This window comes from Stenomitos frigidus ULC18 (assembly GCF_003003795.1).
GTDB classification, from domain to species: domain Bacteria; phylum Cyanobacteriota; class Cyanobacteriia; order Leptolyngbyales; family Leptolyngbyaceae; genus Stenomitos; species Stenomitos frigidus_A.
This window is the reverse complement of record NZ_PVWK01000031.1, coordinates 73,973-91,952: the sequence shown is the minus strand read 5'-3', so window position 1 is coordinate 91,952 and position 17,980 is coordinate 73,973. Positions and strand designations below refer to the sequence as shown.

Below are 17,980 nucleotides of genomic sequence, written 5' to 3'. Positions count from 1 at the left end.
TGACTCTCATGTTAAGTCCGCTAGCAGATTTGTCGCATACGTTAGAGGGGCGCTTAAAACCGGATGAACGCGAACAGTTACAGCTGGTGCAGCGAAACGGCTTGCGGTTACAAAAGCTGGTCAACACGTTGCTCGATTTTTCGCGGATTGAAGCGGGACGTGTGCAGGCATCCTACGAACCCACCGATTTGGCAACGTATACGGCTGAACTTGCCAGCCTTTTTCGATCGCTGATCGAGCAGGCTGGTATGAAGCTTGTGATCGATTGTCCACCCTTGCCTGAGCCTGTCTATGTCGATCGCGACATGTGGGAAAAGATTGTACTCAATCTCCTTTCTAATGCCTTCAAGTTCACGTTTGCAGGCAGTATTACCGTTCGCTTACAATCCGTTGGTGATGCCGTTGAGTTGAGTGTAATTGATACAGGCGTTGGCATCCCTGAAGCGGCTTTGCCACGCTTGTTTGAGCGCTTTCATCGCGTAAGTGAAACGCGTTCCCGTACCTATTAAGGCTCTGGCATCGGACTCGCACTGGTACAAGAACTCGTCAAACTCCACGGCAGTAGCATCCGAGTCGCCAGCCAACTGGGGCAAGGGACGAACGTTACGATCATCCTTCCGTTTGGTTCCACTCACTTACCTGAAGATCGTATAGGTTCGAGCCTCACCCCCACAGCAGCAGTAACGGGAGCGCTGCCCTATATCGAAGAAGCGGTGCGATGGCTGCGATACCTAACATGGATGGCTATATGCTGCTACAACAAATTCGCGCACAGCAACATGGCAGTCCCATGCCCGCGATCGCTCTAACGGCTTACGCGGGTGAGCTGAACCAAAAGCAAGCCCTTGCCGCAGGCTTTCAGGAGCACATGCTTAAACCTGTGGAGACAGACAAGATTGTGATGGCGATCGCTAATTTGCTCAACCGCCCCCCTCATTTAAGTCTGGCTGCCAACTACGGATTTAATCGATACAACTCGCATCGCCTTGAGCGCTTTTATCATCAAGTAGCGCCTCTAGTGACTCTGATTTTAAAGGCTTTTTGAGCGGCACTCGCGACGTATGATGGCATTTATTTGATGGCTCAGGCGGGATTTGAACCTGCGACCTTGGGCTTATGAGTCCCCTGCTCTAACCAACTGAGCTACTGAGCCTTACTAAATAGCTTTAACAAGATAGCATGATTGGGCAAGCAAGCGCTATGCTCCCGCTTTTCTCAACTGAACCATTGGTACAAGCTCTCAGAGCAGAAATTGGCTTGGTTGCGCCCTGGAAAATGAACAAAAAAGGGAGCTTTCTAGCTCCCTTGACGTGATTAAACCTTAACCCAGAAAGGAATCTAGGCTTGCCCTGTGGGTAAATGAGCCATTGGATTAACGGCTCCTTGCCCAGGGAGGTGTACTTCAAAATGAGAGTGAGGACCCGTACTGTAGCCAGTACTGCCCATATCAGCGATTTGCTGGCCTTGAGCGACCTCTTGCCCTGGGCGCACAACAAGCCGACTGTTGTGCGCGTAGAGAGTCACACTACCATCTGGATGTTGAATTTCGACCATGTTGCCATAGCCACCAGAATTCCAGCCTGCGGTAATGACTACGCCAGCGGCTGCAGCAAAGACTGGTGTGCCAACCGGAGCGGCAATATCGATACCCTTGTGCATCCGTCCCCAACGCCAGCCATAGCCAGAGGTAAGAAGACCTTTGGCAGGCCAGATGTAGCCGTTAAACTTACCCGTGTTACCAGGCAAATAAGCATCAACTGAGCCTAGTGGTGGTAAATCAGGCGATACCATCTTGCCAACCGGGGACTGAATCAGTGGCTCATAGCTCTGAGAACCGATCGATGCGGTTGCAACAAGCTGTGGCTTTGTTTGGACTGCTGCAGGTGCTAAATCAGAGGCGGCTGATTTCATTTCAGCTTGCTTGTCTTGCTGTTGGCTGGCTTGCAGATGACGAATTTGAGCCTGTAGCGCTTTTGTATAGCGGGTGGGTTCAAATTCTGCTCTAACGGTTGTTGAAGGTGCTTGAGTGTTTGCTGGTGCCGCTACGTTAAGTGGTGCCGCAGCAACCTTAGCCGTCGGTACCGTTGTTGGTTGAAGTTGATTGGCCGAAGCCTGGTACTTTTCTCGCAGCTTAACAATCTCAAGTCTAAGGTTCTCGACGTGGCTATACTGAACGCTAGAACCTGACTGCTCTGCTTGAGCGGGTTGGATGTTCCCGAACGATGCAGTGGCGACTTGAGTGGCACCACCGATCGCGGGGGCAACCGATGATTGTGTTAGAGAAACCGTTGGCAATGTCTGCTCAGGGGTTTCTTGATTAAGCTGACTCGGTAAAACAGCAATTCTGCGAGACGTGACTGCCTTTGCTGGCAGCGTGATCCGGCTAGGATCAGCTGAAGCAATCATCACAGGCACATCGGTTGGAGCCGTTAGGGATGCTTTGGCACTTGCTTGAGGAATGACCAGCACTTGATTCACATTCAAGATGTTTGGATTGGTCAACTTGTTTGCAGTTGCTAGCTGCCGCAAGGATACGTTGTGAGCTTTAGCGATCGCCCCTAATGTATCTCCTAGCATCACCCGATAGGACGTACCAGCTTCAGGCGTACTAGCTACTGCTTCAGGTGAAACCTGTTCTGCAGCGGCCGAAACTCCACCCTGTTTAGAGGCTTTGAGCTGTGCAAGGCTTAGCCGAAGACGCTCTTGCTTCTCCTTTAAGGCATCCAGCGCTTCACTATAGTGAGCCTGTGGGACAACTTTCTGCGTGCTGTCTAAAGCACTTGCGCCCTCAACCAAGCCGTAGTATTCAGAACCGTTGATGCTGGCAGCAGCTTGCGCGATAGGAGCAAACTGATCATTGCGCGGAATCTGCAAGACTTGGCCAACATGCAACACGGCCGCTGTAGAAATTCCGTTGTCTTGAGCAAGCGTTGCAGCGTCAATCCGATAGAATTGAGAGAGCTGCCAAAGGGTTTGCCCTTCTTGCACGGTGTGCTCAATAACTCTTGTGGAGGAAGAACCCTGAGCTCGCTCAGTAGGCTCAGCTCTATGAGGCACAGCCGCAACATCAAACCCTGAAGGCACTGTGTTTGCGCTTGGCTCGCCAGCTACTGGCTCCGCAGCGATTGCCTCATCGGTCTGGTTGGGCAGGGGTAGACCGTATGCCCCCACTGAGATCGCTAAACCGATCATAGCGGCAGAAGTACGAACCAGACGATTGACCTCCGGTGGAGTCTGCCTGATTTGACTCACCATCACACCTTCTTCAACTTCACAGGAAGGAACAGGCTTAACCTTCTGCGGAAATGTTCGTTCCAAAAAAACGACCTCCTAAAATGTCCAGCGTTTAACTGTCCTTGAGTCATATCTGTCTGCCATCTGTCAATGATAGAAATCACATGGTAAAGCGATCTGGATCACTGGCGGCAAACACTTAGGCAAGATTACCCTGCTTTCTCAATTTAGACAAGTTAACACAACCCCAAAAATCTACAATCAGTGTTGAAAAAACCTTTGATTGCTCTTTATGAATGATCGTCAGCGTTCTATAAAGTCCTTCCTATTGAGCTTTTCAAGGCGGATGCGTCAACTTTTTGGGAAGACAAACACCCTTCTCATGAAATCAAGCTTACCTGACTTAAGGAGACCGAGCTCCGCGTTGAGGTAAACCAACAAACGGCTTGCTGGTAAGCTTTTCGATGCATCCAAGAAATGGACTCAGGTAGCAATCGCAACTATTTTCTAAACAAGAATAGGTCGAAATTAAGCAGACCAACAACCGTGAAATTGTGTACCTTATCACAATTAGCAGTTGCGACTTTCATCGCTTACTGGCATAGATATAGTGTCTACAGCTTTCGAGGGACGCTGTAGTTACTGCCTGTAACGATGTTCAGCAGTAAAAAAGCACGTGTATGCTGCCTGGTAAATTTCGTCTTTTAGTTATAGAAATTTCTTATTACATAGAGATGCTGTAGTCATATGCTTGATTGATTACTTTTTTGCTCCAGATCAGGCCAGCTGGTCTCCTTTCTGTGACTTAGAGTCATTACAAGTAGTTCATTTCTAGATGCTCATATACGCGCTTGGTGTTACTTATTCGGTAGGTTTATGCAGGATTGGGTCTGCCTGACACTTTGACTAAGGAGTATGGATTAAATAAAATCGGCTAATTGTCTGCAGGTAGTGGCGCACGACCTTGCGCCACTATGGAAATGTGGGAGTGATTAAATTCTTGTTCTTAAGTTAAGTAGCAAAAGAACGTGAGCTATTATCTAGAGCCTTTTACGTGCTTTAGAGACACGGGTTCTAGCAACACAAACTACCCTAAGTACCCTAGTTGTCGCTGTGCCTCGAATAGCCCGACAGCAGCACTGACGGAAAGGTTAAGGCTCCGGACATGCTGACTTGACATGGGAATGTGAACCGTCTCGTCACAAGTGGCAAGTACGTCGGTCGGCAACCCTTGAGTCTCGCTGCCAAACAGGAGCCAGTCTAAAGGCTGAAAAGCAAACTTACTATAGCTGCAGCGTCCAGAAGTGCTAAAGCCTATGCAGCGACCACCCTGCCTCTGCTGGACACCTTGAAACACTTCGATCGACGCGTGATACTGCAGGTTGACGTAGGGCCAGTAGTCTAAGCCTGCACGTTTAAGGTAACGATCGCTAATCTCGAAACCGAGTGGCCCAACGAGGTGCAGCTCGGTTTCGGTAGCAGCACATGTACGAGCGATATTGCCTGTGTTTGGCGGGATCTGTGGATGAACTAAAACGACTCTAAGCATGTATCCGCAGCATTTTTTGGGGCGTTAAGCGTTATTGCAGTGATCAGGCAAAAAACGCGATTGATAGCTTTTTTTAATCTTTGTAGCACCAGCTAATGTGCTCAAAGATTTTGATCTCGCTTTGTTATCGTCCGGAGGGAGGATAGGGCTGAAAGTGTTTTTTATTATACAAAAAGAGGTGGGCGGCGCTCGCCGTTTGTAAACAGCAGCCTTTTCAGCTTCAGGCAGTTGTTCTCCCTCAAAGACAGGGTCAACCAACGAACGCTCGTGCAGTGCTAGTTCGAATATAAACTTGCCCGGGTCACTACTTAAGCGACCCGTTCTGCCTTCATCGCTGAACGCTCATCACTAGTGGTTTTTAACCAGTCCTAAGCAACAAGCGGCTGGCAAAGGTCATCTTGCAGAGTAAGTTCGTAAGTGGCTGCAGCTTGAATGGCCTGCTCCATAATGGGTTGTACTCCCAATCCCTGCTCGTAAAGTTTAAGCCACCGTTGAGCTTCGTTGCCCTCGCGCAGAATTTTTTTGAGCGGTAGGAGAAAGCAGCTAAAGCCCTGCTCTTTAGCGATCGTCCAAGCCTCCTGATAAAGCTGCTCGATCCATGCTCTTGCGATGATGGGGCTACCATCTTTCCAGTGGCGTAGTTCAGCATCCAGACTATGGCGAGCCGCTGCACTTTCGTTGGCATCGGCAAGGTTAGCTAGATCATGCGCCCGCGTTGCTGATGGGAAGAGGCTGTTTTGCAGTGGATCGAGCGTAGGGTCGGCGATCAATTGCATCAGTCGAGCTTCTAATAGTGCTGTAATCGCAAGCAGCGCGATCGGATCAATGACTAAATCGCAAATTCTCAGTTCCAGGCGATTGAGGTTATACGGGCGACGATCGCCGTTTGGGCGTACAGATGACCAGAGATGACGCACATTTTGCATGGTTCCGGCTGCCAACTGCTGCTCAGTCCATTGAATGAAATGAGCATGACTTTCAAACAGTGGTACCTGAGCAGGTGTTTTCGGAAACATGCCCCAGCGGGTAGAGTGATACCCCGTGACTGCACCAGCCAGAAAGGGCGAAGAGGCGCTTAACGCAAGGTAGAGCGGTGCTTCGACTCGAATCAAGCGACAGGCTCGCATCAAGAGTTCTGGGTCACTGATGCCGACATTAATATGAATGCTAGCAGTGACGACACTCGTGCCATACGTTTGCTCGATGTAGCTATGGTAAGGATTGCCTGGATCGGATCGCCAAAAGTGATCAACCGCCCCTAAAGAAAGCGTACTACCCGGAATCAGTGTGTAGTTTCCTAACTGCTTTAAGTAGTCTCGCAAGCGTAGGCGAGGGCGCACCAAATCGCACAGCAACCGCTCATAGCGGTAACAAGGGGGAGTGGTGTATTCAACGTTGCGGCTATCTGGTTCCCGCACAAAACCATCCAATGCGGCCACGATTTTGTCAGAAAGACCGACGATCGCCCCTTCTGGGGTGCTGGTGTAAATCTCAACTTCAAACCCTTTTGACAGCAGCATGTCTCCTCTCCGAGTTGAGCAATCCTCCTTCAGTATCGGGGAAAAGGTCAACAATGCATCTACTGAAGGGGTAATGGAAGGAGGCACTAAGCCTGACTGTGCAGCTGGAGTGGAAAGTTGAGTTTAGCGAGAGAAATGTCTCATCAACGCTAAATCCAAAAAATGTTTCAATTTCCTAGTTTTTTCTTGATCACCTTGCGATCCCTTTCTAGTCAAAGCTTCAGTCCTCATGGCTTCCTCGTCTCCAAAGCTGGAACGAACATCAAAGTCGATATGTTATCTGTTATACAGAATTCACCTTCCTAGAATTGGTGCAATCACTCCTAAGAGTTCATCCCTCAAATGGGGTAATTTGCGATTCAATTGCTTTGCCCAAGGCAAACAGCAGCACGTAGAAACGCTCACTGAAGGGTTCCATCTTCCAGTGGTCTGAGTAATACAAGCAAAGCCAAACCCTTTTGCCGGGTGACCTTCTGACTTAGCTGCCCCGGTGAGTCACCTAATGTTCCTATTGACGTTCTCGCAAGGATTTTTTGGTAAAAATGTCTAAACTAACGCTTCATAAGAGGTCGAAGAATAAGCGTCGGAGCCTTTCTAGCTCTTTTGCTCGATCGCTGTCCTCCCTGTGGCAGCAACTTGCTATTCTGGCTGCCGCCGAGCCGAGCGAACAAAATAAAAAGACCCTACGCAGATTGGTTCTAGCCTTCGGTCTGCCTTTAGTAGTCATGACGTTGGTGCATCTACTGACAGGCGCTCTGATTGATCCTGCGGTCGCTCAGGATGCAGCTGCACCTGCTGCAGCTGCGCCACCCAAAATCGACACGGGTGATACGGCTTGGATGCTGATCTCTTCAGCGCTGGTGCTGTTTATGACCCCTGGGTTAGCGTTCTTCTATGGTGGACTGGTGCGATCGCGCAACGTCCTCAATACCATGATGATGAGTCTGGTAGCGATGGCGATTGTGGGCGTCACCTGGATTCTCTGGGGCTATACCTTGGCCTTTGATGTCGACCTGGCTCAAGGGCAGACCTTTGCTCAGGGTATTGAGCAATTTATTGGTGGGCTAGGTTGGTTGGGTTTGAATGGCGTTGCTTTTGATGCTCCTGACCCGATTGGCTTTGCACCAACGATTCCACACCAAGTGTTCATGGTTTACCAGATGATGTTTGCCATCATTACAGTAGCGCTGGTTTCGGGGTCGATCGTTGAGCGCATCTCGTTCAAAGCATTCTTCTGGTTTATCATCCTGTGGTCTACCTTCATTTACTCGCCACTAGCCCATATGGTTTGGGGTAGAGGGTTCTTGGGTGCGATGGGTGCCTTGGATTTTGCGGGTGGCACGGTCGTACACATCAGTTCTGGTGTCTCAGCGTTGGTTGCTGCTTGGGTTCTTGGTCCTCGTAAAGACTGGATGGCGAAGCCAGTCATTCCTCACAATGTTCCGTTTGTCCTGTTAGGTGTTGGCATGCTGTGGTTCGGCTGGTTCGGCTTTAATGCAGGCAGTGCCCTTGGTGCAGGCGGCTTGGCAACGGTAGCGTTTGTCTCGACCACGGTTTCAACTTCAGCAGCAGGCCTGGCATGGCTCTTAGCTGAGTGGTTTCTGAAGGGCAAGCCAACAGCGGTTGGCTTGGGTAGTGGTTTTGTTGCTGGGCTGGTTGGCATTACACCCGCAGCTGGCTTTGTCACACCAGTGTCTGCAATTTTTATCGGCGCTCTGACGGCTCTAGCCTGTTTCTTCGCTGTCAACTTGAAAGCGAAGCTACAGTTTGACGACTCTTTGGACACCTTCCCAGTACACGGTGTTGGTGGTACTGTCGGCGCACTTTTGACTGGCTTTTTTGCCACAAAGGCAGTGAACTCGGCTGGTAATAACGGTGTCTTCTACGGCAATCCTGGTCAGCTGGTCACTCAAATTATTGCGGTGCTAATCGCTGCAATCATTGCTGCTGTTGGTACGTTTGTCATTCTCAAGGTGTTGGGGCTCTTCATGGAGCTACGAGTCAAGCCCGAAGTTGAAGATGAAGGGTTGGACATCTACGAGCATGGCGAGGGCGCTTATGGCGAAGAGATTGTTGGCGAAATTTCTTTTGCCAAACAGACTGATTAGAGAAGCAAAAAAAACTGAAATTGCCATTACAATCTGACTCAAATCACGTTAAATCTGAGCCAGTGTCTAGGCGTTTCGTTTCCTTTCCCGGTTGGGTGACTCTGTCGTTCGGCATCAGCGGACTGCTTCTTGCGTCTGCCCTACTGCTGCACCGGAGTGGCCTAGCCGGTTTGTCACAGGTCAATGCTTCAACCGCGCAAGCGGATACAACCAGGGCATCATCATTCTCTGGGCCAGTGCAGCGTCGGCAACTGACGTATGAACAATGGGTTACTCTGCTGAGACAAGAAGCAAAAGTGGCGGCAGAGTCACATCCAAAACAGCTGATGGTTCTGGCAGGAGACTCTCTCAGCCTTTGGTTTCCGCCAGAACTGTTGCCTCCAGAAAAAGTTTGGCTAAACCAGGGGATTTCAGGCGAAACGTCGATCGGCTTGTTACGACGGCTCCAATTGTTTGATCAAACACAGCCAAAGACAGTGTTTGTGATGATTGGCATCAATGATTTGATTCGAGGTCGTAGCGCTGAAACGCTGCTGGCAAATTACCGTGAGATTGTGCTTCACCTGAAAGTAGCGCACCCGCAAGCGCGGATTGTGGTGCAATCAATTTTGCCTCATGCGGGTAGTCGGTTACCGCGATCGCAACCATCGCCTCATGACCACGCAGCGCCAAAGGAGTCTCAAGCCGTGCCTTGGTTGCCCCATCTTGGGTTGGTTTCAAACGGTTACATTCGCCAACTGAATCAAGCGTTAGCAGCAATGGCGAAAGCGGAAGGCGTTGACTACCTGGATTTGCACCCCTACTTTGCCGATGCGAAGGGTGATCTGTCCACAACGTTGAGTACAGATGGGCTGCATCTGAGTGCGAAAGGGTATCAAGTCTGGCGATCGCAGCTCCAGGTCTTTGTTGAACAACGGTCAGAAACGCGACTGCGATCGCGCTGATACGTGTGGGAAGGTGGCGCTTTCAGCTAAGAGAATGTCAAGATTGAGACTGAGCCGCATTCTTCCGCAACCGTTATGTCGGACTTAACCGCGTCGATCGCCCAGCACTATCACGAGCGGACAAAATACAACCCTGAAACCATCAACGCAAAACAGCCGCCGCTCGATTGGAGCCAACAGCCGCTGCCGTTCAAAGAGTATAAGATTGGTACTTCGATTGATTTGAAGCCCTACCTGAACGATGACGCAACAGCCTTTAGCAATGACCCAGCTAAGCTTTGGTGGCAGCGGCTAGCGCGATTGTTGCTCTGTAGCTATGGGTTAACCGGACGGATCCCCACACCAGGCAACCCTCACTACTTAAGAGCGTCTCCTTCTGCTGGTGGACTTTATCCTGCTGAGCTTTACCTGATCTCGCGCGGCACCCCCTTGTTGCCAGCCGGGCTTTACAACTACCAGGCTTACACTCACTCCTTAATGCATTTTTGGGAAAGCGATGTCTGGACTAAGCTGCAAACCGCTTGCTACTGGCACCCTGTGCTAGAAAACACCCAGCTTGCTCTAGTGACAACAGCCGTCTTTCAGCGATCGGCCTGGCGCTATCAAGATCGTGCCTATCGGCGCATTTGTCTGGATACGGGGCATTTACTGGGCAACATTGAATTGGCCTGTACACTCAATGATTATCGTCCGCACCTGATTGGTGGCTTTATGGACGAAGCCATGCAGCAACTGCTTTATCTCGATGCAGAGCAAGAAGGGGCGATCGCCATCCTGCCCCTTGCCGATTTGCTGGAAGTGAAACAAAATCTCTCCCTGGCGCGCACTGCTCTAGCTGCAACAACACAGCGCTACTATCCGCCGATTCCAGAGGGGCAACTGCTTAGCTATTTGCATCAAGCGACTCAATTGCCCCTCGATACCACCGTGAAGGTGAACTGGAAGCCTGCAACGTCACAAGTACAGCGAACTGATAAATATAACTTTCCCTTTTGTCTCAAGGTGTCTACGCAAACCCCACCGATCAACTGGGGAAATCAGCTGGAACACTTAGAAACGACGATACTCAGGCGGCGTTCCACCCGTGCCTATAGTGGTGCTGCTCTGACGTTTGAGGAGCTCATCGCTTTGCTTGACTTTACCTACCAGCCTCAGCACTATATCGATCAGGGGTTAGATGGCTCACCTGATTATTTCGATTTGAGTCTGGTGGAAACGTTTATCGTTGTGTCTTCAGTGACTGGCTTAGAGGAAGGGTGCTATTACTATGCGCCGAAAACGCACGAGCTTCGCCAAATTCGCTTCAAAAACTTCCGCCAAGAATTACACTTTCTCTGTTTGCAACAAGATCTGGGTCGCGATGCTGGAGCGGTTCTGTTCCACACAGCAGACCTTAAGGTGGCGATCGCGGCCTATGGCGATCGCGTTTATCGCTACCTTCACACCGATGCCGGACATTTAGGGCAACGGCTCAACCTGGCAGCCACTCAGCTTGGACTAGGTGTCAGCGGCATCGCTGGTTTCTTTGACGACCAGGTGAACGAAGTGTTGGGTATTCCGAGCGATGAGGCTGTCCTTTACATCACCACCTTAGGGGCTGTACAGAAATAACCTCATGGTTTTAAGCGTTCAGCCGTCAGCGATTAGCTTTCTCTCAGTGCTGAACGCTGAGAGCTCAATCAAAATGTGCAGTTATAGCTATAGCCATGCTGGTTAGGACGGGGTGCAGGGGTGTAACCCCTGGCTGGGGGCACGCCCCACTCCCCCTTTGATCCCAATGTCCTAAGCTTGGTGACAACAGCTATATTTCTTAACAAGTCCTTAGGACGTTCTGCTTGAGTCTTAACCTGCGTTGAACCTTCTGAAACGATGAGTGGTCTAAGGATATATAACTGATGCTTCAGTGTTTTCTCCTTAACCCAGATCATTTCAAGGTACACAACCGCACTATGAACATGAAACGCTCCTTACTCCTACCCGGAGCCTTAGCACTCGCGTTGTCCTACGCGGTGCCCATGCTGCCTGTCGTCGCTCAAACTCCGACTGTTCCTGCTGAGCGGCATCAAAAACGTGGCGTTAACCTGAATCTGACTGCCGATCAGAAAGTGCAACTCAAGCAAATTCGTGAGTCGACCCGTAGCCAGATTGAGTCCATCCTGACGCAGGAGCAAAAAGATCAGCTAGCGGCTGCTAAACAGCAGAGGCAACAAGGGCAACAGGGACAAAAAGCCCGTGGCCTGTGGGCATCCCTCAATCTAACCGCTGACCAAAAAGCTAAAATCAAAGCTATCCGTCAGGATGCGAAGCAAAAGATGGCTGCCGTTTTCACGCCTGAGCAGCGGCAACAGCTAGAGCAGCAACGGCAGCAGCGGCAGCAAAACCGTCAGCAACCGGCTCAGTAAGCTGAGAGTTTGTATTTGACCTGTGAGCTAGCGACGCATGACTTTAGCAAGGCACTGCTGGCTTCAAGAGAAGTACTCAGAGAGGAGGAGGGTAAAGAGACCGAAAAGTCTTCTGCCCTCCTTTTCTTTTTGTTAGTTTAAAGCAGTCGTTGAACAGGCAGAATCTGTTGGTGATGTAAGCGCCCAACAGGTGCCACCAGAGGTCAAACGACTGCTTCGTTGAGCCTGCGGAGTCAAAGATTGCGTCGCCTGTAACTTCCCTCCATCAGGGCTTAACCGAGAACGATTGCAATAGCAACGAAAACCTTTCAGAGCAATGCTGAAGGAACTGCTCTGCATTTCACCCAATCGTTACATGCTTTGAACAATTACTGTCAGTGGATCAGTCTGCTTAGTGATTAGTAACGATCGCATTCACTCCGCAGTAAATTAGCCAAGTGAATTAGCAGATAGGGTATGAAAAAAAACATACAGACGGTGTACTATGATTTGATAGGTAGGAAAGCAGTTAAAGCATTTACCTTCTGGCCGATGTCAGTCAATCTGAGAGCTACTCCATATAATTCCGAGCTAAGTTGATGAGTAAAAAGAAAAAAATTGAGCCTCTTATGGGTGAAGCACTGCTCAAAAAAGTGAAAGAGTTAGAGCATCACAGCAAGGAAGAAAAAGCGCGGGAGTGCGGCTACTACACGGTGACAAAAAACGGTGTAGAGCGGGTCAACATGATGAAGTTCCTGAATGCGTTGATTGACGCTGAAGGCATTGAGCTGGATGGCAAGCAAAACGCAAACGGTCGTGGTGGTCGTAGTGCAAGCTACCGAATTAGTGTTCAGTCCAACGGCAATCTCCTGATCGGTTCTGCTTACACCAAGCAGATGGAACTAAAGCCCGGTGACGAATTTGAGATTTCCTTAGGTCGCAAGCATATCCACCTCAAGCAGATTGACCAACTGGATGAAGACGCATAAATGGAAACGATCGATTGGATGACTGCATTACCGGCTGGGCTAGCGATCGCTATCTTTGCTGGCGGGCTGCTGATGATGTTTAGCAATATTTGGACGATTCGCAACAAGTGACAGCTAGACAGGCGTTTGTGCTTGAGGCAATAATGGCTCCGTTGCAAAGGGCGCTTCCAGGTAAGGATGAAGCGATTGCTGCATGAGTGCGAGGCTGCAAACCAAAGTAATTCTTTCCTGCTCTAAGAGCCCTAAAAGGTGCTGCGGGTCATCACGATCGACCACTGGTAGTTGTCGCAAGCCTCTTGTAGACATCCGCATGAAGGCATCGTAAATCGGCTCGTCTTCATAGGCGCAAAGCAGCTCTTTTGTGCATATAGCATCCAATGTTTGTATCGTGGGTCCAAGGCTAAGAACCTCTGTTGGGATATGGGTCTGAAGGTATGCTTCCCACCGTGAAATGAAGCGGTGGACATCCTGCAAGGTCACAATGCCAACTAGCTGATCAGCCTCATTGACCACTAGAGCGCTCCGAGATGGGTGCTGGGTCATCGCTAAGCCTGCTTGTAAAACCGGCAGCGCCAACGGCAGCGACAAGACGTTTTGATGCATCGCCTGCCGCACATAAAGCTGGTGCAATATTTCTGCGTCCTGGTCTGCTTGAAGCGGTAGACCAGTTGATTGAATGGCTGTGTCGCTGTGCACTACCGGCTTGAGACGATCAGCCAGCCAAACGCTTAAACCCACAGCAGCCATCAGTGGCAAAATAATCCGATAATCACGCGTTAGCTCAAACAAAAGGAGAATCGCGGTTAAAGGTGCACGGGTACTCGCTGCCAGCACGGCTGCCATGCCGACCATGGCATAGGCCGGTGGAGCCGCAATGTCGCCGGGTGCAATGGGCAGCACGATCGCCATGACCTTACCATAGGCTGCACCGAGAGAGGCACCCAAGAACATAGCTGGCGCAAATAACCCGCCAACCAAACCACTGCCCAGGCTCACTGCTGTCATTGCCAGTTTCGTCACCAGGAGGCTAAGCAGCAGCGGCAGCGAAAACTCGACGTCCCGCAGCATCGCTTCTACCGTCTCGTAGCCAATGCCTAGAACTTGGGGAAACTGCAACGCGACAAGGCCAACACACAGACCACCGATTACTGGGCGCAGGGCTACAGGTACTTGACCCATCCAGCTTAGACCAGGGGTGTGTCCGTCAAAAAGCTGTTGTGCCGTCTGGATCGACTGAGTGTAAGCAATCGACACCAAACTGGCAAAGAGCCCTAGCCCCAGATATAACGGCAGTTCTAACGGGCTGCGAACCTCATAACTAGGCAGCGTAAATGGGGGTTGTCCACCTAAGCCAATTTGGGCGATCAAGGCGGCAACCACAGCCGACAGCAAGACGACACTGACCGCAGACGTGGCAAACGTGGCGCCCAAAACCACTTCTAGTGCAAAAAAGACACCCGCGATCGGGGCGTTAAAGCCAGCAGCCAACCCTGCGGCCGCCCCAGCCCCCAGCAACAGCCGCTGTCGTTCCTTTGACATTTGTAGCGCCTGCCCAATGACGACCCCAATGTTGGCACCGATTTCAACGCTGGGTCCTTCAGGCCCCAATGAGGCACCCGACCCCAGTGACACTGAGGCAGCAACGGCTTTCGCGCTTGCCCGCAACGGTGAAATACTACCGAGCCCTTGTGCGGCCGCAATCAGTGCCGAGAGGCTAGGACCAAAATCCTGGCATAGCCAGCGCATACTTCCCACAATGAGACCACCCAAGACGGGAATGCAGGCGAGCGTCCAGAAGCCAAGAGGCGCAATGACCCCCATGACATCCTCGAGCATGAAGCTTTGGATCTGCTGGATCAGGTAATGGAAAAGAACAACGGCACAACCGGTACTGCTACCAATGACCAGCGCTAGAAGCAGCACAAGCGTTTCGGGTGCAGGCTGAAAGCGGTTAAGTGTACTGGTCAGGTAAGTGGAAGACGGCTTGAAATTTGTCGCTGGAGGTGTCAGAGCATCAGGGGGAGGGCTGGTGGCCATCAAGCAGCACGAACAATTATGAGATACACTTTAACTTTTATAACTAGCATCCTTATTCTCACTCATTTTGACGATCATCGCCTGCTGGCCAGCACTCTAATCGCCAGTTCTTGGAGTCAGCATCGGTTCATCTTAGGCGCTATGAAGGGGTGCGATCGCCTTCTCATATCGCCTTCTAACAGTAAAAATCGGCTATGACGCGGTTAGGAGTGAGTTCAGTCATTGATTGATAGCCTCCTCTCGACTGCCCTTACCGCAGCTTCAGCCTTTTTACAGTTGAGCCTTGATGAAAGTTAAAAAATCAAACAGGATTGCTTAAAGGGTTCTCAACGCTGGGTAACCCAAGCTACACTGAGGTGGCATCTGGCGTCACGCGCTGGAGCTTGAAAACGCTGCAAGCTCTTTCTGCGGGAACAATAACCATGCAACGCTAACGCTCAGATTGATTGCTTCAGTCCCTGCACTGCAAGCGCTCCTGCTGATTGTAAGCTGCTAGTTACCAACCAGTGCCAGCACCTTTTATGGCTAAGAGTTATTTTAAAGACACTCTTAGCTGACCCTCCTAAAAGCTGTTATTGACCGTCGATTAAGACAGAATGCAAACATTCAGAAATTAACTTTAGGAGACCATTCAAGTGGGTTCGATCGCGCATACACTCCGAAAAGCTGCGTACAGTCTATCCAAGCAATGTTTCTAGTGAGAAACTTGCTTCGCAGAACGCTTAGACGCACGATCTCAAGGCACTACCCGTTGAGTTAATTAAGTAAGCCTTTGTAACGGTGAATGACTCAGATGAATGCTCATACATTTGACACCCCTTCTCCTGTTTGCCCAATCTGTCATCGTGCTGGTGTCATTAAGCCTCACAAACTTCTGAAGGGGCTGCTTACTTGCCAAAATTGTCGTGAGCGACTGGTCGTCAGTTGGAGTGGGCATTATGTACGTGACCCTTTTACCCTCAATCACCTTGCGACCGGTCAGATGTTGCGCCGCGAAAGCCGCCCCCTCGCTCGTATGCAGCGCGACTTCAGGTTGGTGATTCCTTCCATTGTATGGACTGTTTTGGGTAGCGCAATCTTTGTGGGCACCGCGGTGTTTCTGGTACAAAGTGCGCCTGTGAAACACAAACTTTCGCCTCAACCGACGTCTCTGCCTGTCAAGGTTGAACGACCACCGAATGTCCAGTAAGGGACTTGCGGACAAATAGCATCCCAGCGTAAGGGCATTGCAGTGCAATATCCCTACCAGAATTCGTGGTCGACTGGTGTGTTGTTTCTGTGCCTGACCCTAAGGGCTGATGGCTATTAGCTTAAAGGCGGCGCTGACGGCACACTACTCTGCTTTGCTTTTGCACCAGCACTAACAAAGCACTCTAAAGATCTGAAGTTATTTTGCTCAGGTTTAACTTTGCCTGTTCCTCAAACCAGATAATCACCTGAGCAACGGTGAGACTCTCGATCGGCACCCCGGTTGCTCGTGCGGCTTGCTGTAAAGGGTTTAGTGAGGCAATCACCAATTGCGCAAAGAACGAGCGAAACTCTCGATCGATGCCTGTTTGCAAGCTTTCGTCTTGATACACCCACGCCTCGATTTGCTTGGGGTCTAGTTTCGTAATCGCAACCCCATTGACTTGAGCAATTTGCTTGAGTGTCCGCAGCGCATAAATGGCTACTCGCGCCGAAAACCGTTCGCGCGAAGTTAACAGCGCTTGATCAACTTCGGCACATTCTTCGGGGGTGAGAAATTCTGTAGATGGTTGCATAAATGACCGCTGGCTCGAAAATGGAACTCAGAAAGCAGCATGACTCAGTTCTGCTGACTCTTGAATTCTGGCTCCTGACTCCCCATCTTTATTGGTTGGTGCAATCGATGGTGGTTACTTACTTTGGCTGAATTAAATAACCACAGCGATGTTCACCATTAACGAGCCAGTGAGTGCGTTCGACACGGCAGTCTAAGGCAGCAGCAAACATTTCAAGCTCGTGTCCGCAAACGCTGGGGAATGATTCAGCAATGTGAGCGATGGCGCAGTTGTATTCTGTCAAGATAAAGCGGGCAGCAGGATTGCTTTCACTCTGTACCGACCCAATGACTGCCCCATTCGCGTCGATCGGATGCCATTCTGCCATGTACCCTTCAGCGCGTCGAAGTTCAACCAGTTTGGAAACCCGTTCTTTCAAGGCACCATTACCGATGTGATCGCGATATTCCATCGCTTTACGTTCCCACTGTTTGCGTAAGATGGAACCCATTTGATCAGCGCCGACCGTTTCTGCCAGGGTGTCTAGAAGGGAAACCGCAAAATCGTCGTAGCGATCGGGAAAGCGATCGCGCCCCTCCTGGCTAAGAACATAACTATAGTTTGGGCGTCCCATCCCTGCTTGCAGCACCTCATGGACAATCAACCCGTCCGTCTCCAAATCTTTCAAGTGCCGCCGCACGGCTTGCGGGCTGACTTGCAACCGTTCAGCCAGTTCCTGCACTGTACATTTTCCTTGCTTCAGCAAGTGGTGAAGGATATCTTGCTTTGTAGAGGGCTGTTGAATAGTCGTCATTCTTTCTTTCAGCGGTAAAGCCGACTCCTAAAATTCACCCGTTGAACTAGCCGAATGAGAGAGCAGCAATCTTGACAAGTGGACTGTTACCTGGGGCTTGAGTGCTACACCACTAGCAACGTCATACCAGCAGTGTTGATTCAAGTCGGACTTTGACAACAACAATGTTGTTAAAGTATCTTACAATGTAGTTAAGCAACAAACGTGTTGTTTTAATTATAGAATCGATCCGTTGTCTTGTCGCGCGGCCTCATGAACTCAGAGACTCAATCCAGTCAACCCGTCCAATCTACTGACAAAAGCCTCGAAGCGATGAGGCACTTTTCGATCACCTATGCAAAGCGTACGGGCACCTACTTTTGCGTCGATCCTGGAGTGACAGCGGTGGTCATTGAAGGGTTGGCGAAGCACAAAGACGATCTGGGCTCACCGCTCTGTCCTTGCCGCCATTACGAAGACAAGGCGGCTGAAGTTGAAGCTGCTTATTGGAACTGTCCTTGTGTCCCCATGCGTGAACGCAAAGAATGTCACTGCATGCTGTTCTTGACTGCCGACAACGATTTTGCAGGCGATCAGCAAGAGATTACCTTTGACGAAATCAGAAGCACCACCAGCCAGCAACACGGCTAACCACTAATTTTTCTGCCCCGATCGTCATCCCC

General features: G+C 50.4%; 14 protein-coding genes, 1 tRNA gene and 1 pseudogene. 9 read left to right on the top strand and 7 right to left on the bottom strand.

Features of this window, described 5'->3' with window-relative positions; genetic code table 11:
- Positions 1 to 8: 8 nt before the first annotated feature.
- Positions 9 to 809: pseudogene (locus C7B82_RS35015) on the top strand (sensor histidine kinase).
- Positions 719 to 1,045 carry a response regulator gene (locus tag C7B82_RS35010; RefSeq protein WP_106255528.1) on the top strand — a complete coding sequence of 109 codons (327 nt, stop codon included), beginning with the start codon at positions 719 to 721 and terminating at the stop codon, positions 1,043 to 1,045. Before C7B82_RS35015 ends, C7B82_RS35010 begins: the two are co-directional and overlap by 91 nt.
- A 34-nt stretch (positions 1,046 to 1,079) precedes the next feature.
- Here the strand turns inward: C7B82_RS35010 and C7B82_RS06695 are convergent.
- From C7B82_RS06695 to gshA, 4 genes are all read right to left on the bottom strand, one after another.
- A tRNA-Met gene (locus C7B82_RS06695) sits at positions 1,080 to 1,153 on the bottom strand.
- Positions 1,154 to 1,338: 185 nt separating this feature from the next.
- Positions 1,339 to 3,318, bottom strand: a complete 1,980-nt coding sequence (locus C7B82_RS06690) for a peptidoglycan DD-metalloendopeptidase family protein (RefSeq protein ID WP_146141072.1) — start codon at positions 3,316 to 3,318, stop codon at positions 1,339 to 1,341.
- Positions 3,319 to 4,321: 1,003 nt separating this feature from the next.
- Positions 4,322 to 4,783 (bottom strand): tRNA (cytidine(34)-2'-O)-methyltransferase, encoded by a 462-nt coding sequence (locus tag C7B82_RS06685; protein ID WP_106255526.1) that lies wholly within the window; start codon positions 4,781 to 4,783, stop codon positions 4,322 to 4,324.
- Positions 4,784 to 5,151: 368 nt separating this feature from the next.
- Complete coding sequence (gene gshA / locus C7B82_RS06680) at positions 5,152 to 6,303, bottom strand: glutamate--cysteine ligase (protein ID WP_106255525.1); 1,152 nt, start codon at positions 6,301 to 6,303, stop codon at positions 5,152 to 5,154.
- A gap of 542 nt (positions 6,304 to 6,845) precedes the next feature.
- On the opposite strand from gshA, the gene C7B82_RS06675 reads away from it, so the two are divergent.
- From C7B82_RS06675 to C7B82_RS06655, 5 genes are all read left to right on the top strand, one after another.
- A complete protein-coding gene (locus C7B82_RS06675; RefSeq protein WP_245939763.1) occupies positions 6,846 to 8,411 on the top strand; it encodes an ammonium transporter in 1,566 nt (521 codons plus the stop codon).
- Positions 8,412 to 8,473: 62 nt separating this feature from the next.
- Positions 8,474 to 9,355, top strand: a complete 882-nt coding sequence (locus C7B82_RS06670) for an SGNH/GDSL hydrolase family protein (protein ID WP_106255523.1) — start codon at positions 8,474 to 8,476, stop codon at positions 9,353 to 9,355.
- Between the two features lie 75 nt (positions 9,356 to 9,430).
- Entirely contained in the window at positions 9,431 to 10,966 is a 1,536-nt protein-coding gene (locus tag C7B82_RS06665) for a SagB/ThcOx family dehydrogenase (protein ID WP_106255522.1), read from the top strand.
- A gap of 344 nt (positions 10,967 to 11,310) precedes the next feature.
- Positions 11,311 to 11,757, top strand: a complete 447-nt coding sequence (locus tag C7B82_RS06660) for a hypothetical protein (protein WP_219904088.1) — start codon at positions 11,311 to 11,313, stop codon at positions 11,755 to 11,757.
- Positions 11,758 to 12,335: 578 nt separating this feature from the next.
- Complete coding sequence (locus C7B82_RS06655; RefSeq protein ID WP_106255520.1) at positions 12,336 to 12,725, top strand: AbrB family transcriptional regulator; 390 nt, start codon at positions 12,336 to 12,338, stop codon at positions 12,723 to 12,725.
- 114 nt (positions 12,726 to 12,839) lie between these two features.
- Here the strand turns inward: C7B82_RS06655 and C7B82_RS06650 are convergent, their stop codons facing one another.
- A complete protein-coding gene (locus tag C7B82_RS06650) occupies positions 12,840 to 14,762 on the bottom strand; it encodes a chloride channel protein (protein ID WP_106255519.1) in 1,923 nt (640 codons plus the stop codon).
- Between the two features lie 793 nt (positions 14,763 to 15,555).
- Between C7B82_RS06650 and C7B82_RS31360 the strand changes: the two genes are divergently transcribed.
- The gene (locus C7B82_RS31360; protein ID WP_146141071.1) at positions 15,556 to 15,951 is read left to right on the top strand and encodes a hypothetical protein; all 396 of its coding nucleotides are present in this window, start codon (positions 15,556 to 15,558) and stop codon (positions 15,949 to 15,951) included.
- Positions 15,952 to 16,135: 184 nt separating this feature from the next.
- Here C7B82_RS31360 and C7B82_RS06640 read toward each other — a convergent pair whose 3' ends face one another.
- Together C7B82_RS06640 and sufR are read right to left on the bottom strand one after the other, a co-directional pair.
- On the bottom strand, positions 16,136 to 16,525 hold the full coding sequence (locus tag C7B82_RS06640; protein WP_106255517.1) for a hypothetical protein: 390 nt from the start codon (positions 16,523 to 16,525) through the stop codon (positions 16,136 to 16,138).
- A gap of 118 nt (positions 16,526 to 16,643) precedes the next feature.
- Positions 16,644 to 17,318, bottom strand: coding sequence for an iron-sulfur cluster biosynthesis transcriptional regulator SufR (sufR, locus tag C7B82_RS06635; RefSeq protein WP_106255516.1), 675 nt, complete (start codon positions 17,316 to 17,318; stop codon positions 16,644 to 16,646).
- A 312-nt stretch (positions 17,319 to 17,630) separates the two neighbouring features.
- Here sufR and C7B82_RS06630 point away from each other — a divergent pair, with 312 nt between their 5' ends.
- Positions 17,631 to 17,948 carry a ferredoxin-thioredoxin reductase catalytic domain-containing protein gene (locus C7B82_RS06630; protein WP_422632156.1) on the top strand — a complete coding sequence of 106 codons (318 nt, stop codon included), beginning with the start codon at positions 17,631 to 17,633 and terminating at the stop codon, positions 17,946 to 17,948.
- Positions 17,949 to 17,980 lie beyond the last annotated feature (32 nt).